Annotated in this window: 25 protein-coding genes; 14 read left to right on the top strand and 11 right to left on the bottom strand. The window is 68.7% G+C overall.

The window, feature by feature from the left end:
* Positions 1–32: 32 nt before the first annotated feature.
* Positions 33–1,334, bottom strand: a complete 1,302-nt coding sequence (locus N177_RS15905; protein ID WP_023433410.1) for a porin — start codon at positions 1,332–1,334, stop codon at positions 33–35.
* Positions 1,335–1,941: 607 nt separating this feature from the next.
* Here N177_RS15905 and pcaH point away from each other — a divergent pair.
* The 5 genes from pcaH to N177_RS15880 all read left to right on the top strand — a co-directional run bounded on the left by pcaH (position 1,942) and on the right by N177_RS15880 (position 7,458).
* Positions 1,942–2,667, top strand: coding sequence for a protocatechuate 3,4-dioxygenase subunit beta (gene pcaH / locus N177_RS15900; protein ID WP_023433408.1), 726 nt, complete (start codon positions 1,942–1,944; stop codon positions 2,665–2,667).
* Position 2,668: 1 nt separating this feature from the next.
* Positions 2,669–3,256, top strand: coding sequence for a protocatechuate 3,4-dioxygenase subunit alpha (pcaG, locus tag N177_RS15895; protein WP_023433407.1), 588 nt, complete (start codon positions 2,669–2,671; stop codon positions 3,254–3,256).
* Between the two features lie 113 nt (positions 3,257–3,369).
* Positions 3,370–4,440: an FUSC family protein gene (locus N177_RS15890; protein WP_023433406.1), complete on the top strand. Its 1,071-nt coding sequence runs from the start codon at positions 3,370–3,372 to the stop codon at positions 4,438–4,440.
* A 248-nt stretch (positions 4,441–4,688) separates the two neighbouring features.
* The gene (gene ggt / locus N177_RS15885; RefSeq protein WP_023433405.1) at positions 4,689–6,440 is read left to right on the top strand and encodes a gamma-glutamyltransferase; all 1,752 of its coding nucleotides are present in this window, start codon (positions 4,689–4,691) and stop codon (positions 6,438–6,440) included.
* Between the two features lie 46 nt (positions 6,441–6,486).
* Entirely contained in the window at positions 6,487–7,458 is a 972-nt protein-coding gene (locus N177_RS15880) for a 2-hydroxyacid dehydrogenase (RefSeq protein WP_023433404.1), read from the top strand.
* A 50-nt stretch (positions 7,459–7,508) separates the two neighbouring features.
* On the opposite strand, the gene N177_RS15875 is transcribed toward N177_RS15880, so the two are convergent.
* The gene (locus N177_RS15875) at positions 7,509–8,636 is read right to left on the bottom strand and encodes an S-(hydroxymethyl)glutathione dehydrogenase/class III alcohol dehydrogenase (RefSeq protein ID WP_023430621.1); all 1,128 of its coding nucleotides are present in this window, start codon (positions 8,634–8,636) and stop codon (positions 7,509–7,511) included.
* A 254-nt stretch (positions 8,637–8,890) separates the two neighbouring features.
* Here N177_RS15875 and N177_RS15870 point away from each other — a divergent pair, with 254 nt between their 5' ends.
* From N177_RS15870 to N177_RS15840, 7 genes are all read left to right on the top strand, one after another.
* Positions 8,891–9,811, top strand: a complete 921-nt coding sequence (locus N177_RS15870; protein WP_023433403.1) for a DUF305 domain-containing protein — start codon at positions 8,891–8,893, stop codon at positions 9,809–9,811.
* Positions 9,812–9,890: 79 nt separating this feature from the next.
* On the top strand, positions 9,891–10,322 hold the full coding sequence (locus N177_RS15865; RefSeq protein ID WP_040485944.1) for a hypothetical protein: 432 nt from the start codon (positions 9,891–9,893) through the stop codon (positions 10,320–10,322).
* Positions 10,323–10,453: 131 nt separating this feature from the next.
* On the top strand, positions 10,454–10,747 hold the full coding sequence (locus N177_RS15860) for an accessory factor UbiK family protein (RefSeq protein ID WP_040485943.1): 294 nt from the start codon (positions 10,454–10,456) through the stop codon (positions 10,745–10,747).
* A gap of 300 nt (positions 10,748–11,047) precedes the next feature.
* Complete coding sequence (locus N177_RS15855) at positions 11,048–11,545, top strand: type III secretion system chaperone family protein (RefSeq protein WP_023433400.1); 498 nt, start codon at positions 11,048–11,050, stop codon at positions 11,543–11,545.
* The gene (gene proC, locus N177_RS15850) at positions 11,542–12,366 is read left to right on the top strand and encodes a pyrroline-5-carboxylate reductase (protein ID WP_023433399.1); all 825 of its coding nucleotides are present in this window, start codon (positions 11,542–11,544) and stop codon (positions 12,364–12,366) included. Before N177_RS15855 ends, proC begins: the two co-directional genes overlap by 4 nt.
* A gap of 44 nt (positions 12,367–12,410) precedes the next feature.
* Positions 12,411–13,124, top strand: coding sequence for a TetR family transcriptional regulator (locus N177_RS15845; protein WP_051402425.1), 714 nt, complete (start codon positions 12,411–12,413; stop codon positions 13,122–13,124).
* A 38-nt stretch (positions 13,125–13,162) separates the two neighbouring features.
* The gene (locus N177_RS15840) at positions 13,163–13,519 is read left to right on the top strand and encodes a tRNA-binding protein (protein ID WP_023433397.1); all 357 of its coding nucleotides are present in this window, start codon (positions 13,163–13,165) and stop codon (positions 13,517–13,519) included.
* 7 nt (positions 13,520–13,526) lie between these two features.
* On the opposite strand, the gene N177_RS15835 is transcribed toward N177_RS15840, so the two are convergent.
* From N177_RS15835 to N177_RS15820, 4 genes are all read right to left on the bottom strand, one after another.
* A complete protein-coding gene (locus N177_RS15835; RefSeq protein ID WP_023433396.1) occupies positions 13,527–14,714 on the bottom strand; it encodes an MFS transporter in 1,188 nt (395 codons plus the stop codon).
* A 77-nt stretch (positions 14,715–14,791) separates the two neighbouring features.
* Entirely contained in the window at positions 14,792–16,168 is a 1,377-nt protein-coding gene (locus N177_RS15830) for an ATP-binding protein (RefSeq protein ID WP_023433395.1), read from the bottom strand.
* Positions 16,168–16,890, bottom strand: a complete 723-nt coding sequence (locus N177_RS15825) for a response regulator (protein WP_023433394.1) — start codon at positions 16,888–16,890, stop codon at positions 16,168–16,170. Before N177_RS15825 ends, N177_RS15830 begins: the two co-directional genes overlap by 1 nt.
* Positions 16,887–17,447 carry a MarR family winged helix-turn-helix transcriptional regulator gene (locus tag N177_RS15820; RefSeq protein WP_023433393.1) on the bottom strand — a complete coding sequence of 187 codons (561 nt, stop codon included), beginning with the start codon at positions 17,445–17,447 and terminating at the stop codon, positions 16,887–16,889. Before N177_RS15820 ends, N177_RS15825 begins: the two co-directional genes overlap by 4 nt.
* Before the next feature lie 191 nt (positions 17,448–17,638).
* On the opposite strand from N177_RS15820, the gene N177_RS15815 reads away from it, so the two are divergent.
* Positions 17,639–18,544, top strand: coding sequence for a branched-chain amino acid aminotransferase (locus N177_RS15815; protein ID WP_023433392.1), 906 nt, complete (start codon positions 17,639–17,641; stop codon positions 18,542–18,544).
* A 58-nt stretch (positions 18,545–18,602) separates the two neighbouring features.
* On the opposite strand, the gene N177_RS15810 is transcribed toward N177_RS15815, so the two are convergent.
* The 5 genes from N177_RS15810 to uvrC form a co-directional block, all read right to left on the bottom strand.
* Complete coding sequence (locus tag N177_RS15810; RefSeq protein ID WP_040485942.1) at positions 18,603–19,814, bottom strand: multidrug effflux MFS transporter; 1,212 nt, start codon at positions 19,812–19,814, stop codon at positions 18,603–18,605.
* Positions 19,815–19,962: 148 nt separating this feature from the next.
* Positions 19,963–20,433, bottom strand: coding sequence for a molybdenum cofactor biosynthesis protein MoaE (locus N177_RS15805; protein WP_023433390.1), 471 nt, complete (start codon positions 20,431–20,433; stop codon positions 19,963–19,965).
* Position 20,434: 1 nt separating this feature from the next.
* Positions 20,435–20,686, bottom strand: coding sequence for a molybdopterin converting factor subunit 1 (moaD, locus tag N177_RS15800; RefSeq protein ID WP_023433389.1), 252 nt, complete (start codon positions 20,684–20,686; stop codon positions 20,435–20,437).
* Complete coding sequence (gene pgsA, locus N177_RS15795; RefSeq protein WP_023433388.1) at positions 20,683–21,294, bottom strand: CDP-diacylglycerol--glycerol-3-phosphate 3-phosphatidyltransferase; 612 nt, start codon at positions 21,292–21,294, stop codon at positions 20,683–20,685. Before pgsA ends, moaD begins: the two co-directional genes overlap by 4 nt.
* A 72-nt stretch (positions 21,295–21,366) precedes the next feature.
* Positions 21,367–23,268 (bottom strand): excinuclease ABC subunit UvrC, encoded by a 1,902-nt coding sequence (gene uvrC, locus N177_RS15790; RefSeq protein WP_040485941.1) that lies wholly within the window; start codon positions 23,266–23,268, stop codon positions 21,367–21,369.
* A 363-nt stretch (positions 23,269–23,631) separates the two neighbouring features.
* On the opposite strand from uvrC, the gene N177_RS15785 reads away from it, so the two are divergent.
* The gene (locus N177_RS15785) at positions 23,632–24,300 is read left to right on the top strand and encodes an outer membrane protein (RefSeq protein WP_023433386.1); all 669 of its coding nucleotides are present in this window, start codon (positions 23,632–23,634) and stop codon (positions 24,298–24,300) included.
* Positions 24,301–24,315 lie beyond the last annotated feature (15 nt).

Here is a 24,315-nt window from a genome sequence, read left to right as displayed (position 1 = left end):
GTCCGGCCGGAGCCGGATCCATCTTCAGGTCATCAGAACGACCGGATGACTTCCACGCCGAACGCCAGAGCCTGGTCGTTGTCCGGGTTGAAGAAGTCCTGGCTGATGTTGCCGTAGTGGACGTCCGCGATGAACGTCGTGCGGCTGACCGGGGTCCAGGACACGTTCGCGAAGACTTCCCAGGCGTCGACGTCGAGGTTGCGGGCCTCGTCGTCGATGAAGAAGTAACGATCCGCCTGCGTGTTCTGGTAGGACGCACCGATCTCACCGGCGACGCGGTCGCTGAAGGAGTGGTGCAGGAAGCCGAGCACCGACCAGACCTGAATGTCGCTGTCGAGGCAGATGGAGTCCAGACCAGCGTCGCACCAGCCGACGCCGTAGCTGGTGGCGCGGCCGAGAGCGTTCGGGCCGGCATAGCGCGACAGGCCGTCGGTGTAGATGCCCTTCAGGTTGACCGAGGTATCCTCGCCGACCGACGGCACGTTGACCGACAGGCTGGCCGTGATCGCCCAGCCGATCTCGTCCTCTTCGAAGTCGAGGCCGAGCGGCTCGTAGAAGCCCTCGATCTCGTTGCGACCGATGGCGCCGGCGAGGTGCGCCGAACCCCAGTCGCCCGCATACTTCAGACCGGCGACGACGACCGGCCAGTCGTTGTCGACGACCGCGACACCGGCCGGAACGCGGAAGCCGTCCGGATCATACGCGCGGTAGTAGCTCGAGCCACCGGCCCACTGCGAGTCTTCCAGCGACACCGAGACCGACATGCCGTTGCCGAAGGCCTGCGTGTAGCGGATCTGGTTGATGCGGGTCGTGTTCGTGCCGAGGATCGTGAAGGGATCCGTGCCGTCCGGGCCGACCGAGCCGTCGGTGAAGACGGAGTTCGTCTTACCGAAGGTCCAGTTGCCGAACTGAACGTAGGCGTGGCGGGTGTTGAGCGCGTTGCCCGTGTTGCCCGAGCCGGCCGTGTTCGCCTCGAACTCCATGAACGCGCGGACCGTGCCGTACTCGGTCGCCGTGCGGGCGTCGAAGTTGATGCGGCCACGGGCGTAGATGTTGAAGCCTTCGGCCGTGTTGCCGTAGGTGTACCCGAAGTAGCGGACCGCGAACGGCACCGTGCCGCCGCCTTCCCAGTCGACGCCGCCGTAGGCGACCGCCGCGGCGAAGCCGCCGATCTTGAGGCAGACGTCCGTGCCGGGGATCTCGAAGAAGCCGGTCGTGTCGCAGCGGTAGACGGGCTCACGGGGAGCCTTCACGTCGTACAGGATCGGATCCGCAGCCTGAGCGCCGGTCGCAGCGACGACGGCAAAGGCGGAGCCGAGGAAGAAGCTCTTCATGTTATTCATCCTGACCTCCAAATAGTCACCTTAAGGGACCAGGTTACTCCCCCGGGCGGTCTGCCTTGGAGTTTTGCCCATTTCCCCGCGAAGCGCCCGGTGGTGGTAATTACTGTCCCCCCACCGCCGAGCGTTTTGCGACTCAACCGGGTCCCCGGTGTCGCTGAGGGCAAAGTACCGGAAGCCCCTTCCCGTTCAACCGGCAATCGCTCCCGCCGGGGCCTCGGGAACCCTGTTTAGAAGGGGGTGTGGCAGAAGCGTCACGTTGTGACCTCCGGGTCATGCCTCATGGTTAACGGCAGGTTAACGCGGGAGCCGGATTTGCATGCTTGTTAACATGAATCCCTGGTTTCCTTGCCTCGCGGGCCGGTTAGATCGGCGAGCCTGCGGACACGGCCCGGCCACCGCCGGCGCGGAAAGACCGGCCGGCCGCGTCTGGCGCGCAATCCGCTATAACGGGGGCTTATCGCCGCCCGCACTCCATCGAACTGGACCCGGCGCCGAAGGTCTAGGATGCTCCCCTCACGAGCGGGAGGCCGCCGGACGGTCCGCCTGCACCCGCCCCTCCGGCGGCGGGGCCCACGCAAACTTCGAGCAGGAGGCGCCGATGGCAGACCCGGCCGATTTCATGAGGCGGGATCACGCGCAGCATCCCCCGGCCTTCGCCCCGACCTACAAGTCGACATTTCTGCGCTCGCCCCGCAGGCCGCTCCTGTCGATGGAGCAGTCGATCGGCGACAGGACGGGGCCCGTGTTCGGGCACGACCGTCTCGACCCGCTCGACAACGACCTGATCCACAATTTCGCGACGGACGGCGAGGCGCTCGGCGAGCGGATCATCGTCTACGGCAAGGTGCTCGACGAGAACGCGAGGCCCGTCCGGAACACGCTGATAGAGGTGTGGCAGGCGAATGCCGGCGGTCGCTACCGGCACGTCCGCGACGGCTACCTCGCGCCTCTCGACCCGAATTTCGGCGGCTGCGGCCGCTGCATGACGGACGAGGACGGCAACTATGTCTTCCGCACGATCAAGCCGGGGCCCTATCCCTGGCGCAATCACGGCAGCGACTGGCGGCCCGCCCACATCCACTTCTCGGTCTTCGGCGACGCCTTCGCCCAGCGCCTCGTCTCGCAGTTCTACTTCGAGGGCGACCCGCTGATCAGGCTCTGCCCGATCGTGAACACCCTGCCGGACCCGACGCTGGCCGACCGTCTCACCGCCACGCTCGACATGGGCGAGATGGTGCCGTTCGACTGTCTCGCATACCGCTTCGACATCGTGCTGCGCGGCCGCCGCTCGACCTTCTTCGAGAACCGACCGGAGGGGAACTGACATGATTTTCCAGCGACTGAAGGAGACGCCCTCGCAGACCGCCGGGCCCTACGTGCATCTGGGCACGGTGCCCTCGGCGGCCGGACTGGAGATCCGCACGCAGGAGAACCCGCACATATTGCAGGGCGACGCGGACGGCACCCGCATCCGCATAGAAGGGCTGCTGATCGACGGGGCCGGCCAGCCGGTCACGGACGCGATGATGGAGATCTGGCAGGCCGATTCGAAAGGGCGCTACGGCCAGGACGGCTTCTTCGGCTGGGGCCGCACGGTGACCGACTGGACCACGGGCCGGTGGTGGTTCGAGACGGTGAAGCCGGGCCCGGTGCCGTACCGGGACGGCCGCACCGAGGCGCCGCACATCGACATCCTCATCTTCTCGCGGGGGATCAACATCCATCTGCACACACGTCTCTACTTCGCCGACGAGGCGGAGGCGAACGCGGACGACCCCGTGCTCAAGGCGGCCGGGGCGCCGTGGCTGCAGGAAACGATGATCGCCGGGCGTTTCGACGCCGACGGCATGCCGGGCTACCGGCTCGACATCCATCTGCAGGGCGAGAAGGAGACGGTCTTCCTCGACATGTAGGTACGGCGAGGAAGCCCGCCGCGGCGATCGGTCCACCTCGAACCGCGGCGCGGCCTCGGACATTGCCTCCTGCGGAGGCTCCGGCAGACCGGGCCCCGCAGCCGCTCGAGACAATGTCCCTGACCGCCAGACACCGAGACGCCTACCGCATCATCGTGCAGACCGCCGTGGCCTGCACGCTGACCTGGTATGCGATGCACCTTCTCGGCCTCGATGACATGTCCTGGGCGATGATCTCGACCCTGCTCGTCGTCCAGACGAGCGTCGACGAGACGATGCTCGCGACCGGCTTCCGCGTCCTCGCGACGATTCTCGGCACCGCGCTCGGCCTCGTCGCCGTCTGGGTGCCGCCGGACACGGGCTACGTCCTCCTGCGCCTCGTCTTCGCGGCGACCGTCGTGAACGCGCTGGCGATCCGCTGGCCCGGCCTCCGCTTCGGCGTCGTGCCCGGCACAATCCTCGTGCTGTCCTCGACCGGCGAAGCGCCGCTCGACGACGCGGTGCCACGCGCCGCCGCGATCATTCTCGGTGGCCTCACCGGCTTCCTCACCGCGATTCTCGTCTGGCCCGACCGCAGTCGCGACAGGGCGCTGCGGCAGGCACGGCAGGGGCTCGCTACGGCCGGAGAGCTTCTCCGTTGCGTGCTGGATCCGGAGGTGAACGATGGGGAAAGGCGCGTCCCGGAGGGCCTGCACGGCCGGTTCCTCTCCCACATGCAGGCGGCCCGTGCCGCGGCGAGCGGCGCGAAGGTGCGGCGGCGCCTCAGGAACGGCAGGCCCATCCTCGAGCTCCTGCGCCGGATCGAACGGCTCTGGCACGGCATCATCATTCTCGAGCGGGTGCTCATCGAGGACGCCTTCAACCTGCCGGCCGAGCGTCTCCCGACCCTCGTGACCGCCTCCCAGACGGTGCTCGACACGGTGGAGGACGCGCTTCGCTGCGTCGGCGATGCGCTCGCGCAGGGCGGGCCGCGGCCCGAGTTCGACGAGATGCGGGCGCGGCTCGAGGAGGCGCGCGCCCAGGTGCAGGCGCTGAGCGGCTCGCTCGCCGGCGGCCGGACGCCGGCCGCAGAGCGCGCGCTCGGCACGCTCCTGTTCGGCCTCGACGAGGTGGCCCGCCACCTGATCGAGATCATCGAGATCCTGTCCCCCCGCCCGGCCGACGCCGCCGGTGTCACGGCCTGATGCAGCACCCACCTCGAGGGAAGAGTCGCCGCCCGCCGACGGCTGCCGCTTCGCATCTTGCGGCGAGTGCGAACGCGCCTAAGATCGGGAGCCGCTTCAACACCCGTCGTCCCTCATCCCACCGCCCCGCGAGCGGCACCGCAAAAGTCGAGCTGCAGCCTCATGACCACCCTCCGCCGGACCCGCGCCGCCACGCGCCACGACGGCCGCCGAACGCCGGTGACGCTCTCGCCTGGGAGCGTCGGGCGATGAGCGCACGGGACTGGCGGCGGCTTTCGCCCGTCGACCTCGCCTGCGAGAAGCGCCCCGCCTCGGGTGCCGGCGGCATGGTCGTGACGAACCATCCGCTCGGCACGGCGGCCGGCGCGGAGATCCTGAGCGCCGGGGGCAACGCCGTCGACGCGGCGGTGGCCTCCCTGCTCGCGCTGACGGTGGTCGAGCCGATGATGGTCGGCATCGCCGGCGGGGGCCTCTCCCATCTCCGCCTCGCGGACGGCCGGCACCTCGTCTTCGACGCGATGTCGACGGCGCCGGGCGCTGCGCATGCGACCTGTTTCGAGCCGGTGTCGGACGAGCCGCCGAACCACATGGAGACGGTCGGCCGCCGCAGCGCCGTCGGCCCGACCGCCGTCGCCGTTCCGGGCAACCTGCTCGGCTGGTGGACGATGCAGCAGCGCTTCGGCAGGCTGCCCTTCGCGGACGTCGTCGATCCGGCGATCCGCCTGGCCGCCCGCGGCTTCGCCATCACCCACTATCTCGCTGGCGCGATCGGCGAATCGCGCGAGGACCTGGCGCGCGACCCCGTGATCTCCTCGATCCTCCTGCCGGGCGGCGAGCCGCCGAAGCCCGGCGAGCGCCTCGCCCAGCCGGGTTACGCGGAGAGCCTCAGGCTCATCGCCCGCGAGGGCGCCGCGGCGCTCCACGGCGGCGAGCTCGGCCGCGCTCTCGTCGCCCGCATCCGCGCGGGGACGGAAGACGATGGTTGGCTCAGCGAGGAGGATCTCGAGAGCTACCGCGTCATGGAACGCGAGCCGGTGGTCGGCACCTATCGCGGCCACGAGATCGTCGGCCCGCCGCCGCCTGCCTCCTCCGGCGTGCACGTGACCCAGATGCTGAACATCGTCGAGGGCTTCGACGTCCGCGCGATGGGCTTCGGGACGCCGGACACGCTGCACCTGATGGCCGAGGCCATCCGCATCGCCTTCGCCGACCGGGTGAAGACGAGCGGCGATCCCGACTTCGTCGACGTGCCGGTCGAGCGGCTGACGTCGAAAGCTTACGCGGAGGAGTGCCGGCGGCAGATCGATTTCGGTTCGGCCGGCCCTGCCCCGACCGCAACCGCACCTTACGAATCGCGCGACACGACCCATGTCACGGTCGCCGACCGCGAAGGCAACGTCGTCACCGCGACGCACACGATCAACGGCATCTTCGGCGCCCGCTTCATGGTGCCGGAGGCCGGCTTCATCCCGAACAACTACATGTCGAACTTCGACCCGCATCCCGGCCGTGCCCTCTCGGTCGCGCCGGGCAAGCGCGTGCCGACTTCGATGGCGCCGATGATGGTGCTGAAGGACGGCCGCCCGCTCTACGCGCTCGGCCTGCCCGGCGGCTTGCGCATCTTTCCCTCGGCCTTCCAGGCGATCGTCAACCTCGTCGACCATCGGATGGGCCTCCAGGAGGCCGTCGAGGCGCCGCGCCTGTGGACGCAGGGCCAGGAGGTCGAGATCGAGAAGGCCTATGCCGAAGCCGGCGCCGAAGAGGCTCTGGCGGCCAGCGGCCACGAGGTCAAGGTCGTGCCGCATATCGGCGGCGGCATGAACGCGATCGCCTTCGAGCAGGACGGCACGATGACCGGCGCCGCCTGCTGGCGCGCCGACGGCACCGTCATGGCGCTGGGCGGCGGCCTCGCGCGGCCCGGCGTCCGTTTCTGGCCGGATCGCGTACCACCTTCCGGCGGTGAAGCCGAGGACGCCGAGCCGCGCCGGCCGGCCGGCTGACCGCCGCCATCCGCCTCTCGCAGATCCTCCCTCTCCCGGAGCCCCGATGAGCCACCTGATCGTCGTCCTCGACCCCATCTCGCCCCAGCGCCTCGAGCAGATGCACGGCCTCTTGCCCGACGGATTCGCGCTCGAGACCGTCGCCAGCCGTGATCCGGCCGAGCAGATGGCGGCGGCGAAGCGAGCGGACTTTCTCGTCACGGGCGATCTTCCCGTGGACGCGGCCATGATGCGCGCGGGCGCGGCGGCGCGGCTCAAGGGCGTCCACAAATGGGGCGTCGGCTACGATTCGATCGACATCGACACCGCGCGCGAGGTCGGCATCCGGGTCATGCGCACGACGGGATCGAACGCCCGGGCGGTGGCCGAGACGGCCGTCACCCTCATGCTGTCCGTGCAGCGCTCCATCGTCTCGGGGCACGAGGGCATGCTGCGCGGCGAATGGCTGAAGGGCGCAGTCGGCCCGCGCACCTTCCTCCTGACCGGCAAGACGGTCGGGCTCGTGGGGCTCGGCTTCATCGGCAAGAACGTCGCGAAGCTGCTGCGGGGCTTCGACTGCCGCATCCTCTACACGAAGCCGACGAAGCTGCCGGCGGACGAGGAGCGGGAGTTCGGCGTCGAGCATGCCGACCTGCAGACCCTGCTCCGCGAATCCGACGTCGTGTCGCTGCACTGCGCACTGACGCCCGAGACGCGCTGGATGATGGGGAAGGAACAGTTCGCCGCGATGAAGGACGGGGCGATCCTCATCAACACCGCCCGCGGCGGCATCGTGGTGGAAGAGGATCTCGCCGACGCGGTCGAGAGCGGCAAGCTGAGGGGCGCCGGCGTCGACGTCTTCGCCACCGAGCCGCCGCCGGCCGGCAACCGGCTGATCGGGCTCCCGAACGTCGTCGTCACGCCCCACATCGCGGCGCAGGCGACCGACAATTTCGACGCGACGGTGAGCCGGATGTTCGAGAACATCCGCCGCGTCGCGGCCGGCGAGCCCGTGCCGGAGATCGACCACCTGGTCTGACCGACGACCGACCGGAAGGCTGGGGCGGCCCATGGCCGCCCCTTCTCGTCTCAGAACAGGACGACGGAGCGGATGGATTCGCCGTGGTGCATGAGGTCGAAGCCCTTGTTGATGTCGTCGAGGGGCATCGTGTGGGTGATCATCGGGTCGATCTCGATCTTGCCCTCCATGTACCACTCGACGATCTTCGGCACGTCGGTGCGGCCCCTGGCGCCGCCGAAGGCGGTGCCCTTCCAGACGCGGCCCGTCACGAGCTGGAACGGCCGGGTCGAGATCTCCGCGCCGGCCGGCGCGACGCCGATGACGATCGACTGGCCCCAGCCGCGATGGGCGCATTCGAGCGCCTGGCGCATCACCGTCACGTTGCCGGTGCAGTCGAAGGTGTAGTCGGCCCCGCCGATCTGGTCGGCGCCGCGCTTCGTCATGTTCACGAGATGGGGCACGAGGTCGGAGCCCACCTCCTTCGGGTTGACGAAATGCGTCATCCCGAAGCGCTCGCCCCATTCCTTCTTGTCGTTGTTGAGGTCGACACCGATGATCATGTCGGCGCCGGCGAGCCGCAGCCCCTGGATCACGTTGAGCCCGATCCCGCCGAGCCCGAACACGACCGCCGTCGCGCCAGCCTCCACCTTCGCGGTGTTGATCACCGCGCCGATCCCCGTCGTGACGCCGCAGCCGATGTAGCAGACCTTGTCGAACGGCGCGTCCTCGCGGATCTTCGCCACCGCGATCTCCGGCAGCACCGTGAAGTTCGAGAAGGTCGAGGTGCCCATGTAGTGGTGGATCGGCTTGCCGTCGAGCGAGAAGCGCGAGGTGCCGTCCGGCATCAGCCCCTGCCCCTGCGTCGTCCGGATCGCCGTGCACAGATTGGTCTTGCGCGACAGGCAAGACGGGCACTCGCGGCACTCCGGCGTGTAGAGCGGGATCACGTGGTCGCCCTTCCGCAGGCTGCGGACCCCCGGCCCCACATCGACCACCACGCCCGCACCCTCGTGACCGAGGATCGCCGGGAAGATCCCCTCGGGATCGGCGCCCGAGCGCGTGAACTCGTCCGTGTGGCAGATCCCCGTCGCCTTGATCTCGACGAGAACCTCGCCCTCCTTCGGCCCCTCGAGCCGAACCGTCGCCACCTCCAGAGGCTTGCCAGCCTCGAACGCCACCGCAGCACGGCTCTCCATCCGGCTCTCCTCCCTTAGCGTCTTGGAAATTCTCGGCCTTCGCGTGCCGGGAGATTTGCAGGGCGGCGCGGGGGATGCAAGCCGACAGGAGGCGCTCTGCTGTCGCAGCTGCCGGAACTCCGGCAGGCAGCGGCCGTTGGCCCGGTGTCTCTCCGTCCCGCCGGCTCCCTGGGGGCCCTGCTACCCGGCTGGAAACGTCCACCCGAGGCGGCGCCCGGCGGGATCGAGACCCAACAAGCGAAGGAGGCCTTGCGATGTCCTACGGACGCTTCGCGGCGATGATCGCCACCTCGACCATCGTGATGTTCGGGCTGATGTACCTGAACACCTACGCCTGGGAGCACATCTTCTTCAGCGAGACGCGCGTCTACATGGCGATCCTGATGGGTGGCGCCATGGCGGTCGTCATGATGGGCTACATGTTCGCCATGTATCCGAACCGGGCCGCAAACGTGGCGATCATGGTCGCCGGCGTCGTGGTTCTCGCGGGCTCCCTCTGGCTCGTCCGCAGCCAGGCGACGGTCGGCCAGGTCTCCTACATGCGCGCGATGATCCCGCATCACTCGATCGCCATCATGACGAGCGAGCGGGCAGAGATCACCGATCCTCGCGTCCGCAAGCTCGCCGACGAGATCATCGAGGCGCAGCAGCGCGAGATCGCCGAGATGCGCTATCTCATCGCCGACATCGAGGAGCACGGCGGGGCGGAGCCGTCCGAGGTAACGGAAGCCGACGAGCCGCCGGAGGTCGCGTCCCTCCGGGAGGCGCTGAGCCGCACCGTCATCGCGACGCTCGACCCCGAGCCGATGCCGGAGGCCGAGGCGGACGACGTCGTGCCCCCCGGCGCGCCCGGCTGCGACTTCGTCCGCACCGCCGAGAGCGATCCGATCCTCGTCGCGCGAGCGGGCGAGACCGGACCGGCGCAGGGCGTGATGAAGCTCAACGGCGAGCTGGTCGCCCTCCGCTCCGAAGGGAGCGACGGCTTCGACACCCTCCTCGCGGGCCCGACCATGGCGGCGGACGGCGTCACGATGGCGGTCCGGCATCTCCCGGACGAGGAGCCGGAGACGGAGAACGGCAGGCAGGAGTGGAAGGCGGACCTCGTCTTCGAGCTCGATCAGGGGCTGACGGTCGGCTACCGCGGGTTCTATCGCTGCGACCGGCAGCTGCCTTGAGAGGAAACCCGCCGTCCCTTGAGACGTTTCGATAGTGGAAAGGCCCGATCCCGGACTTGCCGAACCAGAGGAGAGGATGATGGGACATCCCACCCGTGATGACGCGAAGCACCTCGACGAACGCCAGACCGCCCTGGTGGAGCGCTCACGGCATCCGGGCGTCAAGAACGTCGACAGCGAGGAGCTCGCCTCCATCGAGCGCGACCTGCGCGCCGAACGGGAGGCCGCGCGTCGGGGCCACGGCTCGGACGGCGGCGGTGACGGGCGCTCGGCCGGCAGGCGTTCGCAGATCCTGACGCACGCGGTGAAGCGCGTGGCACGCGAGAGGGGGCGTCGCGAACGCCATCTCGACCGGAACGACCTGCGCCAGTTCGCCGCCGACGTCATGGGTCAGGAGATGGACAAGGGTGGCCCGAAGCGCGGGACGACCAAGGGGTTCGCCGAGGCCGCGCGGGACGTGGAACCAGGCGAGACCGACAAGGGACGCAACTCGCCGATCGGCGCGAACTGAATGGTCCCTTCGGGCAAGGATCGACAGCTCGATCCGCCCCTCCTCTTGCGTCACGAAGGCCGACGGCCCATGTTGCGGCGGTGTCCGGTGCCCCGTGGCGCCGGCCTTCCGCATGTCTGGAGGGTAACGTGATGAGTGACGGCCGAAACAGGATCTTCGACGAGCTCGGCCGCCTGGCGACGGATGCCGCCGGTGTGGCGCGCGGCGTTCGTGAGGAAATCGAGACGATGGTGCGCTCCCAGATGGAGCGCGTCCTGCGTGACTTCGACCTCGTGCAGCGCGAGGAATTCGAGGCCGCCCGCGAGATGGCCATCAAGGCGCGCGAGGAGAACGTTCGGCTGTCGGAGCGCGTCGCCGCGCTCGAGGCCAAGCACCAGTCGACGGCCGGATCTGCGGTCGGGGACAGCTCCGATCCGGCGATCTGAAGCGAGGTGACCGGCCGGTTGCCGCTGCGGCACGCGGTGGGCTTAGGGTTAACAGCCTGTTAACGCTCTTCCGACATACGCTGGTGGCGAAGCCCGTCGCGCACGCGATATAGTCTGAATCATGCAGCGATTCGACTCCAGTTCGCCGCGTTCAGAGAACTTCCCGACCAGCCGCGCGGGAATGTCTCTTCCTTTACGCCGGCCGACACGACGGGACGTCCCGAACATCTCGTCCCGTCCCGCCTTGCGCCGCTCCCCGAGCGTCGCCATCACGACCTCCAACCCGTAAAGGACCAGGTTATGACCTTCTTGGAGATCGAACTCGAGCGCGCCGCCAACCCCGTCGACACGATCGAGCACCTCGCTGCGCTCAACGACTGGGCTTTCGACCGCTCCGGCGACCACGAGATCACGATCAGCGTGAGCGGCTCCTGGACCGACTACCACATCTCGTTCACCTGGATGGACGAGGTCGAGGCGCTGCATCTGGCCTGCGCGTTCGATCTGAAGGTCCCGTCGCCCCGGCGCCGGGAGGTTGTCGATCTCATGACCCGCATCAACGAGCTCATGTGGCTCGGCCATTTCGACCTGTGGACGCAGGAAGGCGTGGTGATCTTCCGCCACGCTTTGCCGCTCGCAGGCACCGAGGCGAGCTCGCGGCAGTGCCAGATGATGCTCGACGCGGCGATCGAGGCGTGCGAGCGCTATTTCCAGTCCTTCCAGTTCGTCGTCTGGGCCGGCAAGTCGGCCGAGGAGGCGCTGGAATCCGCCCTGTTCGAGACGGCGGGCGAGGCATGAGTCTCGCCGATGTCGGCCCCCTCCTCCTGGTGGGGGCAGGCCGCATGGGCAGCGCGATGCTCGAGGGATGGATCGCCCGGGGCCTCGACCCCGACCTGACATTCGTGATCGAGCCGCAACCGAGCGACCGTCTCCGCGAGCTGGCGGAGACGCGGGGCATCCATCTCAACCCCGATCCCGCCGAGGGCCCTGCTCCGGACAAGATGGTCCTCGCGGTCAAGCCGCAGGTCATGGACGATGTCCTGGCGAGGATCGCACCCTTCGCTTCGCCGTCGACGCTCGTCATCTCCATCGCCGCGGGCCGCACGCTCGAGGGCATCGCCCGCCACTTTCCCACAGGCACCCCGATCGTCCGCTCGATCCCGAACACCCCCGCGGCCATCGGCAAGGGCGTGACCGTCGCCCACGCCAACCAGGCCGTAGACGAGGACGGGCGCCGCGTCTGCACGAGGCTCCTGGAGTCGCTGGGCGTGGTGGAATGGGTCGACGAGGAGCAGCTGATCGACGCGGCGACCGCCGTCTCGGGATCGGGCCCGGCCTACGCCTTCTATCTCGCCGAGTGCCTCGCCGAGGCGGGGCATGCCGAAGGGCTGCCGCAGGATCTGGCCGCCCGGCTGGCCGCCGTCACCGTCGCGGGAGCGGGAGCGCTGATGCTCGAGAGCGGGCTTCCGGCCTCGAAGCTGCGTGAGAACGTCACGTCCCCCAACGGCACGACGGCTGCCGCCCTCGCCGTTCTGATGCGCGAAGAGCACGGATTGGGCGCCCTGATGCGCGAGGCGGTCGCCGCCGCAGCGGCGAGGTCGCGCCAGCTCGCGACGTGAGTCGAAGGCTTGCCCCCGCCGACCGAAGGGCTAGATTTGACGTCATGACAGAGCAAGCCGCCGTGACCGTGATGGAAGATCAAAGCCCGAAGGACCGCCTGCTCGACGCCGCGCTCGGCCTTGCGGCCCGCCGTCCCTGGGAAGACGTCTCCCTCGCCGACATAGCCCACGAGGCGCATGTCTCTCTCGGAGAGCTCCACGCCGCCTTCCGGGACAAGCTCGACATCCTCGTCGCCCTGTCCGACCGCACGGACCAGCAGGTGCTCGACACGATCGACACGGAGATGTCGGGCGAGCCGCCCCGCGAGCGGCTGTTCGACGTGATGATGGCGCGCTTCGACGCGCTCCGCCCGCACCGCGCCGCCGTGCGATCGATCGCCAATGCCCTCGCCCGCTCCCCGGCGGATCTCATAAGGCTCCGCGATGCGGGCATGCGCTCCATGACCTGGACGCTCGAGGCCGCAGGCATGGACACGGGCGGACAGATCGGTGCGCTGCGGGCCCAGGGGCTCGCCGTCGTCTTTGCCCGAACGCTCCGCGTCTGGCTCGAGGACGACGACCCGGGCATGGCCAAGACGATGGTCGCGCTCGACCGGCGGCTGCGTGAAGGCGAGCGGGCCATGGGGTTTGCCGAGGGTCTATCGCGCATGTTCGGCAGGTTCGGCGACATCGGCCGCCGCGGCAGATACTCGCGAGATCGCTACGATCCGAGAACTCCGCTCGACCCCGAGCAGGAGGGCTCCGGCTCCGGGATCTGACGCTTGCCGGCCGCGACGGCGCGTGCTACCCGCGGCCCATGAACGATGCATCCGCCAGCGACACCATCACGTTCGACGACTTCCTGAAGGTCGACATCCGCGTCGGCACGATCGTCGAGGCCGAGCCCTTCCCCGAGGCGCGGAAGCCCTCGATCAAGCTGAAGATCGACTTCGGCGGCCATGTGGGCGTGAAGAAGTCCTCCGCCCAGATCACCGCGCATTACAACACCGAGGAGCTCGTCGGACGGCAGGTGATGGCGGTGGTGAACTTCCCGCCGCGCCAGATCGGACCATTCATGTCCGAGGTTCTGACGCTCGGCCTCCCGGACGTGAAGGGCGAGGTCGTGCTCGTCACGCCGGAGCGGCCGGTGCCGAACGGCAGCCGGCTGTTCTGACGGAGCCTCAGGCTCCTTCCGCCCGCGCCGTCTCTCCTGTCAAAGGACGGCTCTCTCGCGGCAGCAGCATGGCGCTGGTCGCCAGGACCGCCCCGGTGGCCCCCGCAAAGAGCAGGAAGGCGAGCCGAAAGCCGCCGCTCGCCTCGTGCGTCCAGGCGAGGACCGGCACCACGACCGCGCCCACCCCCAGCGACAGCAGGAACTGCACGGAGTAGACGCGCGACCGCCAGTCGGGCGCGACGTAGTGGCTGATGAGCCAGACGCCGACGGGGATCGTGCCGAACACGGCGAGCATCAGCGGAACCGCCGCCAGAACGACGAGCGGGCCCTCGACCGTCGACACCAGGGCGAGCAATACGGTCTGGAGTGCGACGAGGGAAACGAGGATCGGCTTCGCGCCGATCCGGTCGAGCAGACGGCCCACCGGTATCTGCGTGAAGGCGGCGAGCGCGAAGACCAGGGAGGCATATGCCCCCACCGCCGCCAGTCCGGCACCGTCCAGACGCTCCGAGAAGAGCTTCGGCAGCGCGATCGTCACGCCGTTGAAGACGATGCCGCCGAGCAGGGCGTTCACCGCCACCACGAGCAGCACCCTCGCCTGCTCGCCACGTGCGCCGTCGCCCCCGCCAGTACGATGCGGCTCCGCCGTTTCCGCCCCCACGTCGTCAGATACCAGCGCGTAGGCGAGGCCGGCCACGCAGCTGAGGATGCCCGGCAGAACGAAGGCCGCGCGCCATCCCATATGAGCCGCGAGCCAGGCCGTCACGAGAGCCGCGGCGGCCACTCCCATGTTGCCGAAGACGCCGTTCACGCCGAGCGCCCTGCCCCGCCGCACGGCCACGCGCACGACCATGGCCGTCCCGACGGGGTGGTAGATCGAGGCGAAGAGGCCGATCGCCGCGAGACCGAGCGCGAGGGTCACCGGCCCGGTGGCCAGTCCCGTCGCGATGCTCGAAAGGCCGATGCCGAGGAAGAAGGCGAGGATCATGGGCCGGCCACCGAGCCTGTCGCCGAGCCAGCCCGAGAGCGGCGTGGCCAGCGCGAAGACGACGAAGGCGGGGGTGCCGAGGCTGAGCGCCTCGCCGTAGCTCATGCCCCAGGCGGGATGGATCGCCAGAACGGCCGTCGGAAAGATCAGAAGGAAGAAGTGGTCGAGAAAGTGCGCGAGGTTGAGGAGCAGCGCCGACGGTGGCATCGGACAACCCTTCGATGTGCGAGAGCGCCAAGCCTATCCGCTGCGGAGGGTCTGCACCACCCGGAGAGGCGCACAACCTAGACCGGGATCCGGACCGTGACCTTCAGGCCGCCCATCTCGCTCTCTCCGAGGGTGATCTCGCCGCCGTGGCTGCGGGCGACGTCGCGGGCGATGGAAAGTCCGAGCCCGGTCCCGCCGCTCTTGCGGTTGCGCGAGTTCTCGACCCGATAAAACGGGCGGAAGACATCCTCGCGCAGCTCCGGGGGAACACCCGGCCCGTCGTCCTCGACGACGAAGGTCAGCCAGGAGGCGCCCCGGATGCCGGTGATCGCGATCTCGCTCCCGTGCCGCGAGGCGTTCGCGACGAGGTTGCCGAGGCAGCGTTTCATCGCGTTCGGCTTGAGGGTGGCCGTCGCGGCGCCCGTGTATCGCACGGTCGCCCGATCGCCCGTCCTCTCGGCGATGGCGCGAAGCGACTCCAGCAGCGCCTGCACGTCGACCTCCTCCGGCTGCTCCCCTCCGTCACCGCGCGCGAAGGCCATGTAGTCCTCGAGCATCTGCTGCATCTCTTCCACGTCCCGCCGCAGCTCCTCGGCCTCGGGAACATCGGGAAAGAAGCTGAGCTCGAGCTTGAACCGCGTGAGGATCGTCCTGAGGTCGTGGCTGACGCCCGCGAGCATCGTCGTCCGCTGTTCGATCTGCCGCTCGATGCGATGCTTCATCTGCAGGAAGGCGTGCGCCGCCTGGCGCACCTCGCGCGCGCCGCCGGGCCGGAAGTCGTCCACGTCGCGCCCCTTGCCGAAGCGGTCCGCGGCCTCGGCCAGGCGCACGATCGGCTTGAGCTGGTTGCGAAGGAAGACGACGGCGACGCCGAGCAGGATGAGCGACGCCCCGACCATCCAGAGAATGAAGATGTGCGAGTTCGAGACGGACGCCAGGCTGCGTCGCGCGAAGACGCGCATGACCGCGTCGTCGAGCTCGATCCGGATCTCCACGAGGCGGGAGCGTCCGACCGTGTCGATCCAGAACGGCCTCCCGATCTGCTGGGTCAGTTCCTCGCTGAGGGTGCGGTCGAGGAGCGAGAAGAACGGCTTGGGCCCTGGTGGCGGCAGCGGCTCGGCCGGCAGGAAGGAGACGATGAGGCCGAAATGCTCGCGCGCGATGCGGACGAGTTCGTCGTGCCCCTGCTCTTCGGGGTACGTCTCGTAGACGTCGATGAGCCCGGCGATGCTCGCGGTCACCGCTGCCGAGAGGCGGGCCGTCACGCGCTGCCAGTGCCGCTCCATGAACACGAAGGCGACCACGGCCTGCAGGATCACGATCGGGATGATGATGATCAGGAGCGAGCGGGCATAGAGCCCCTTCGGCATCATGTCGTAGAGCGCCCGGCCAAGCCGGCGCCAGAGCCGGCGGGCCCGGATCGCGGGGCTCGCCCCGTCGGCACCGACGGCCATCAATCCACCTGCAGCCGGTAGCCGATCCCGCGGACCGTCTGCAGATGCACGGGATTGGCGGGATCCAGCTCGATCTTGCGCCTGAGCCTGTTCATCTGCACGTCGACGGCCCGCTCGCTGCCGTTGGCGCTCGCGGCCAGCTCCAGCCGGGAGATGGTTTCACGGGGTCTCGAGGCGAAGAGCTGGAGCAGTTCCCTCTCCCGCTCGGTCAGCCGCACGAGTTGCCCCCGGCACTTGAGCTCGGCGCGGCCGGTGTGGAAGCGGAACGGGCCGAACGTGACCGTTTCGCCGTCCTCCCGCTCCTCGCCGCCGCTGCGGCGCCGCAGGACGCTCGCGATGCGCAGCAGGAGCTCGCGCGGCTCGAACGGCTTCGACAGATAGTCGTCCGCCCCCGCCTCCAGCCCCTCGATACGATGCTCCGTCTCGCTGCGGGCCGTGAGCATCAGGATCGGAATGTCGGAGACCTGCCGGGTCGAGAGGGCGAAGGAGAGGCCCGACTCGCCGGGCAGCATGAGGTCGAGCACGATGAGATCGAAGACGAGCCCCTGCATCCGCCGCCGGGCCTCGGCGGCGTCCTCGGCCGTGGTGACGCGGTAGCCGTTGCCCGAGAGATAGCGCGAGAGGAGCTTGCGAATGCGGCCGTCGTCGTCGACGACGAGGAGGTGCGGTGCCTCGTCGTCGGGCGGTGCGCCCCCCTGCGCAACGGGAAGCGTGCCGCTCACGCGTCGTCCTCCCGCGCCTTGCCCTGGCCGCCGCGCATCAGCGCCGCCACGCGCTGCCGCTCCTGCGGATTGACGACGCACATCAGGAACCTCTGCGCGGCCTCGGAGTCCTGCAGGCCCGCGGAGGCCACGGCGCGCTTGAAGCGCTCGAGCTGTGGCCGCGCCAGCCGCGACGCGAGCGCCGCCCCGGCGGGGGTCGGGTAGAGCAGGCGCTGCCGGCGGTCGCTCCGCCCCGCCTCCTGGTAGATGAAGCCCTCGTCGACGAGCTGCTTCAGGACGCGGCCCAGGCTCTGCTTCGTGATCTTCAGGATGTCCAGCAGATCGGCGACACGCAGACCAGGGTTGCGGCTGACGAAATGCAGCACCCGGTGGTGGGCGCGGCCGAACCCGTACTCGTCGAGGATCGCGTCGGGATCTCCAATGAAGTCGCGGTATGCGAAGAACAGGAGCTCGACGAGCTGCATCAACTCCTGGTCGACCTCGTCCGCGGCCCCCTCGCCGTCGGCGGTGCCGGCACGCTGCAGCGCGCCCGATCCGGCAATATTTATGTCAGTCATGTTGACATATATTTTTCCGATTGTTACGAAAGCAAGGCTGCCGACGAAACAATCCATCGCGCGCGGTACGCGCGAACCGAGATCAAGATCTGCGGCGGCCCGGTCCATTCGAGCGCGAACATACCCCACTCGGGTAAGGTGGCAAAGCGCGGCCGGAGGCCGATTCACATGGGACCACAAGGAGCTTTGGGATGTCCGGTCTACCCTTCGATCAGCGCGACGGCGTCATCTGGTTCGATGGCGAGATGGTGGCGTGGGCGGACGCGAAGCTCCACGTACTGACCCACGGCCTGCACTATGCCAGCGCCGTCTTCGAGGGCGAGCGCGCCTATGGCGGGCGCATCTTCAAGCTCGACGAGCACACGCGCCGCCTGCGCGCTTCCGCCGAGATCCTCGGCTTCGACATCCCCTACTCCGTCGAGGATATCAACAGGGCATGCGAGGAGGTCCTGGCCGCGAACCACCTCGTCGACGGCTATGTCAGGCCGATCGCCTGGCGCGGCAGCGAGATGATGGGCGTGTCCGCACAGCACAACTCGATCCACCTCGCCATCGCGGCCTGGGAGTGGCCGTCCTACTTCGACCCGGCGCAGCGGCTGAAGGGCATCCGGCTCGACCTCGCGCAGTGGCGCAGGCCGGATCCGGCGACCGCGCCCGCCAAGTCGAAAGCGGCGGGGCTCTACATGATCTGCACGCTGTCGAAGCATGCGGCCGAGCGGAAGGGTTACGCCGATGCGCTGATGCTCGACTGGCGCGGCTACGTGGCGGAGGCGACAGGCGCCAACGTGTTCTTCGTGAAGGACGGCGTGATCCACACGCCGACGCCCGACTGCTTCCTCGACGGGATCACGCGCCGCACGGTGATCGATCTCGCCCGTCGCCGCGGCTACGAGCTGATCGAGCGCCACATCATGCCAGAGGAGATGAACGACCTCTCCGAGTGCTTCATCTGCGGGACGGCGGCTGAGGTGACCCCGGTCTCCGAGATCGGCCCCTACGGCTTCGTCCCGGGGGAGATCACGAAGACGCTGATGGAGGACTACCTGGCCGAGGTCCAGCCGCGGGCCGAGATGTCGCCGATGGCCGCGTCCGCCTGACCGGCATCTGGTTGGCCGACATTTCAGAGGGGCGGGAGAGATGATCTCCCGCCCTTTCTCATTGCCCGGAGCCCACGCCGAACAGGCGCCCACGCTCGGTGAAGGCCACGATCGCCAGGCTCGCGATCCCGAAAGCGGCGAAGCCCGTGACGAGGGGCACGATCGTGCCGTCATAGTGCTGGCCCACGTACCAGCCTAGCGCCGCGGCAAGTCCCGTCATGACGGCCCCGACGAAGGAGGACGCGGTGCCCGCGATGTGCCCCATCGGCTCCATGGCGAGCGCGTTGAAGTTCGGCATCACGAAGCCGAAGCAGAAGAGGCCGATCGCCATCAGGATCACGAAGAGCCAGAGCGACGGCGGGCCGAGGAGGAAATAGACGGCGAGGTGGACGATCGCCGTCGCCGTGAAGCCGACCAGGGCCGCATGCGACAGGCGGCGCATGCCGACCCGGACCACGAGACGGCTGTTGACGAAGGAGGCCACCGCGAGCGCCCCCGCCACGGCGCCGAACAGCACCGGAAACCAGGCGCCCGCGCCATAGACCTCCATGAAGACCTGCTGGGCGGAGTTGATGTAGCTCATCATCGACCCGAAAATCGTCCCGATCGCCAGCGTGTAGCCGAGGGTCTGGCGGTTCGACAGCGTCTCGCCGAACGCCTTCACCAGCCACGCGACCGAGAGGGGCTCGCGGCTCTCGGGCGGCCGCGTCTCGCCGAGCCGAAGCGTCGTCCAGACGAGCACGGCCAGCGAGATGACGGCCAGCGCGCCGAAGATCAGGTGCCAGCTGCCGATCATCAGGAAGGCCCCGCCGATCGACGGCGCGATCACCGGCACGATGATGAACACCATCATGACGAAGGACATGACCTCCGCCATCCGCCGCCCGCCATAGATGTCGCGCACGACGGCGATCGCGATGATGCGGGGCGAGGCGTTGGCGATGCCCTGGAGGAAGCGCGCGGCGAGAAGGAGCTCGAACGTGTGGGCGAGCATGCACATGACCGACGCCGCCGCGTAGAGGAGCAGGCCCCCGAGCAGCACCGGCTTGCGCCCGAACCGATCGGACAACGGCCCGTAGAAGAGCTGCCCGGCGGCGAATCCGAGCACGTAGAGCGTGACGACGAGCTGCTGGTTGTTCGCCCCCCCGACGTCGAACTCGCTCTCGATCTGGGGCAGGGCCGGCAGCATGACGTCGATCGAGAGCGCTGTGAGCGCCATCATGCTGGCGATCATCGCCACGAATTCTGGGAAGCCGGGGGCGGACCGCATGGCTGCGGTCGGACGGAATATCGACATGAGTCTAGGAACGCTCTCTGGAGGCGGCTTCTGAAACGGGGAAGATAGCCCCGGACAACGCTCGCGCCAGCCGGAAGGAGGACGCGGAGGCTGCCATGCCCTCAGCACATGGCCGAGGAACTCAGCGCCACCTCTCGGCGGCCTCGTCGTCAATGTCCTTCGCCGCGATCCACTCGCCGGGGGCGCCGTGCTCCAGGATCTCGCGCTTCCAGAAGGGCGCGCTCGTCTTCAGCCAGTCCATCACGAACTCCGCCGCCTCGAAGGCGGCGCGGCGGTGCGCGGAGGCGGTTCCCACGACCACGATCTCCTCGCCGGCCAGTACCTGCCCCGCCCGGTGGACGGCATGGACGCCGAGCAGCGGCCAGCGGCCGCAGGCCTCGGTGACCACGCGACCGATCTCCTCCTCCGCCATGCCGGGAAAATGCTCGAGCTCGAGCCCCTGGAGCCGTCCCGCCTCGCTGCGGCAGAGGCCTGTGAAGGAGACCACGGCCCCGGCGCCATCGAGCTCATGCAGCCAGGCCACTTCCGCTGCCGGATCGAAGCGTTCGAGTGCTATGCGCACCCGGAACGGCGGAAGAAGGCCGGCATCCATGTCAGCCCCCCGTCATCGGCGGGAAGAAGGCGACCTCGGAGGCGCCGCTGATCGGCCGGTCCTCCTTCGCATGCACCCGATCGACCGCGACGCGCACGATCTCGGGATTCTCGAAGGCATAGGCATAGTTCTCGCCGCGGCTCGACAGCCAGGCGACGAGCCCGGACACGGTCTGCACCTCGTCCGGCACCCTCACCTCCTCCTCGGCGATGCCGGTGCGCTCGCGCAGCCAGGCGAAGTAGCGAATCTTCAACTGTCCTCTCCGATGGCGTGGCGGATGGCCGCCCTCAGATAGTCCCATCCCGTGTAGATGGTGAGTATGGCGGAGATCCAAAGCAACGTCCGGCCGATGAAGGTCAGTCCCGGCATCACGGCCTCCCCGGCTGGGCCGGCCAGCAACACGCCGATCGCCACCATCTGCGCCGTCGTCTTCCACTTGGCGAGCTGGCTGACCGGCACGCTCACGTGCAGCTCCGCCAGGAACTCGCGCAGGCCCGACACGAGCACCTCGCGCGACAGGATGACGATCGCCGCCGGCAGCGACCATGCCCCTATCGTGCGGTCTGCGACGAGCGTCATCAGCGCCACCGCGACGAGCAGCTTGTCCGCGATCGGATCGAGCATCCTGCCGAGCGCGCTCTGCTGCTGCCAGGCGCGCGCGAGGTAGCCGTCGAAGAAGTCGGTGATGCTGGCCGTGACGAACAGGCCGAGCGCGATCCAGTTGCCGACGAAGCCGTCGATATAGAAGCACGCCCCCACCGCCGGCACCGCGGCGACGCGTCCATAGGTCAGGAGGTTCGGCAGCGCCAGCGCGTGGGACTTCGACCTCGCGTCACGTCCGCTCGCTTCGTTCGTCACCATGATCAAGATCCGGTAGGGTTCGGACCGCTAGCTTTCACCACGCCCACGACAACACTGCAACGGCTCACGCGTTCAATCCCGCCGCTCGTGGAAATGATCGTAGATCTGCCGGGCCATGGCGGAGCTGATGCCCGGCGCGGCCTGCAGGTCCTCCAGCGCCGCCCGGCTCACGGCCTTCGCAGAGCCGAAATGGTGCAGCAGCGCGCGCTTTCGGGTCGGGCCGATGCCGGCGATCTCGTCGAGCGGGTTCTGCCCCATCGCCTTCTTCCGCCGCGCCCGGTGGGATCCGATCGCGAATCGGTGCGCCTCGTCGCGCATGCGCTGGATGAAGTAGAGCACGGGGTCGCGGGGCGGCAGCTTGAAGGGCTCCCGGCCCGGCATGTGGAACGTCTCGAGCCCGGCATCGCGGTCCGGCCCCTTCGCCACCGAGATCACGGGTATGTCGTCGACGCCCAGCTCGACCATCACCTCCCGCGCCGCCGCGAGCTGGCCCGGGCCGCCGTCGATCACCACGAGATCCGGCTCCGGCACGTCCTCCCCCTTGTCGCTCACGCCCTCTTCGCGCTCCTTCACGAGCCGCGAGAAGCGGCGCGTCAGGACCTCGCGCATCATGGCGTAGTCGTCGCCGGGGGTCAGCGCCGCCGATTTGATGTTGAATTTCCGGTACTGCCCCTTCGCGAACCCCTCCTCGCCCATGACGATCATCGCGCCGACAGGATTGGTGCCCATGATGTGGCTGTTGTCGTAGACCTCGATCCGCTCGGGACGCCCCTCGAGGCCGAGCGTGTCGGCAAGGCCGTCGAGCAGCCTGCCCTGCGACGCCGATTCCGCGAGCCGGCGGCCCAGCGCCTCCTTCGCGTTCGACAGCGCGTGCTCCACGAGCTCGCGCTTCTCACCCCGCTTCGGCGTCGCCACCTCGACCTTCCGGCCCGCGCGGGTCGCGAGCGCCTCGGCCATCAGGGCCTCGTCCTCCAGGTCATGCGAAAGGAGCACGAGGCGCGGCGGCTGCTTGTCGTCGTAGAACTGGGCGACGAAGCTCTCCAGCACCTCCTCGGGGCCGAAGGACTTGTCGGCCTTCGGGAAGTAGGCGCGATTGCCCCAGTTCTGGCCGGTGCGGAAGAAGAAGACCTGGACGCAGCTCTGCCCGCCCTCCTGGTGGACGGCGAAGACGTCGGCCTCCTCCACGCCCTTCGGGTTGACGCCCTGGTGGCCCTGCACATGACTGAGCGCGGACAGGCGGTCGCGATAGACGGCCGCGCGCTCGAATTCCATGGCGCGGGACGCAGCCTCCATCAGCTCGGAGAGGTCCTGCCGCACCGCGCCGGACTTGCCGGAGAGGAAGGCCTCCGCCTCTTCGACGAGCTTTCCGTAGTCGGCCGGGGAGATCTCCCCCGTGCACGGCCCGGAGCAGCGCTTGATCTGGAAGAGGAGGCACGGCCGCGTCCGGCTCTCGTAGACGCTGTCGGTGCACGAGCGCAGGAGAAAGGCCCGCTGCAACGCGTTCAGCGTCCGGTTCACCGCGCCGGCCGACGCGAACGGCCCGAAATAGTCGCCCTTCCGGTTGCGCGCGCCGCGATGCTTCACGATCTGCGGCGCCTCGTGGTCGCGGGTGATCAGGATGTACGGGAACGACTTGTCGTCGCGCATCAGCACGTTGAACCGCGGCCTGAGGCGCTTGATCAGGTTCGCCTCGAGCAGCAGCGCCTCGGTCTCCGTGCGGGTGGAGACGAACTCCATGCCCGCCGTCTCGGAGATCATCCGGGCGATACGGTTCGACTGGCCGCCGAACCTCGCGTAGTTCGAGACGCGCGCCTTCAGGTTGCGTGCCTTGCCGACATAGAGGACCTCGCCCTCCTCGTTCAGCATTCGGTAGACGCCCGGGCCCTTCGGAAGCCTGGTCACGAAGTCGGCGATCACGCCCGGCCCCTTGAGGGCGGGCGCCGTGGCCGCGTCGGATGTGGAATCGGCATTCATCCGGAAGGAACCTGCTCCGGTCGCTCTTCGGTGTCGAGGCTGCGGGGTTCGAAGGGGGGTCTCGCCCTTCCCCGCCATAGATAGGCGTCTGCCTTGCCGACCGGAAGTCTCGCTGGCCGGACGAGGGACGGCGGCACGGCAGCGACTGTGGCCCGAAGCCCACAGAGACATCAGGATCACCGGCCCCAGGGGACCTCGACCGCTTCTGCCACATTTCCTACACAGGGCGCGAGGACATCCGCCCCGTATCCGGAGGATGCTTCGTTCACGAATGCGAGCGAAGATGATGCGGGGACTTGTGGCGGCCCGCGACCGGGGCCACCTTAGTACGGTGCATGCCGGATGACCGGTGTGGAGGATCGGATGAAGACCAGGATGTTTGCCCGACTTGCTCTCGCGGCGGCGGTGCTCGCCGCGGCCGGGCACGCTCGTGCCGCAGACACCTACATCCCCGTGACACCGCCCGCACCCGTCGCCTACGACTTCTCGACACCCGACTTTTCCGGCCCCTATGTCGGCGTGACCGCCGGCGGGCGGTGGAGCAACTTCGACACGGTGTTCGGGACGGCCGGCGCCGGCAGCGAGGAAACGGGCTTCACCGGCGGCGTGATCGGCGGCATCGCGTTCCAGTCCGACCGGCTCGTCTACGGCATCGAAGGCGACGTGAACTTCGCCACCGGCGATTCGACCTCGGTCGTGGCCGGTGTGCCGGTGACCAGCGACAACGACTGGTTCTCGACGCTCCGCGGCCGCGTCGGCTACGCGTTCGACAGCGCGATGGTCTACGGCACCGGTGGTCTCGCGGTCGGCGACGTGGAGGTTTCGACCCCTGCCGGCTCCGACAGCTCCACCGAATTCGGGTGGACGCTCGGTGCAGGCGTGGAAATGCCGCTGACGGACAACTTCACGGCACGGGCGGAATATCTCTACACCGACCTCGGATCGAAGTCGGGCGAGATCGGCGGCACACCCTTCAAGAGCGAGTTCGACAGCCACACCGTCCGCGCCGGCGTGACCTACACGTTCCGCTAGCACGGCCGCGCCCCT

The sequence above is a fragment of the Lutibaculum baratangense AMV1 genome, from assembly GCF_000496075.1.
In the GTDB taxonomy this organism is placed as follows: domain Bacteria; phylum Pseudomonadota; class Alphaproteobacteria; order Rhizobiales; family Tepidamorphaceae; genus Lutibaculum; species Lutibaculum baratangense.
This window is presented reverse-complemented; position numbering and strand designations above follow the sequence as displayed.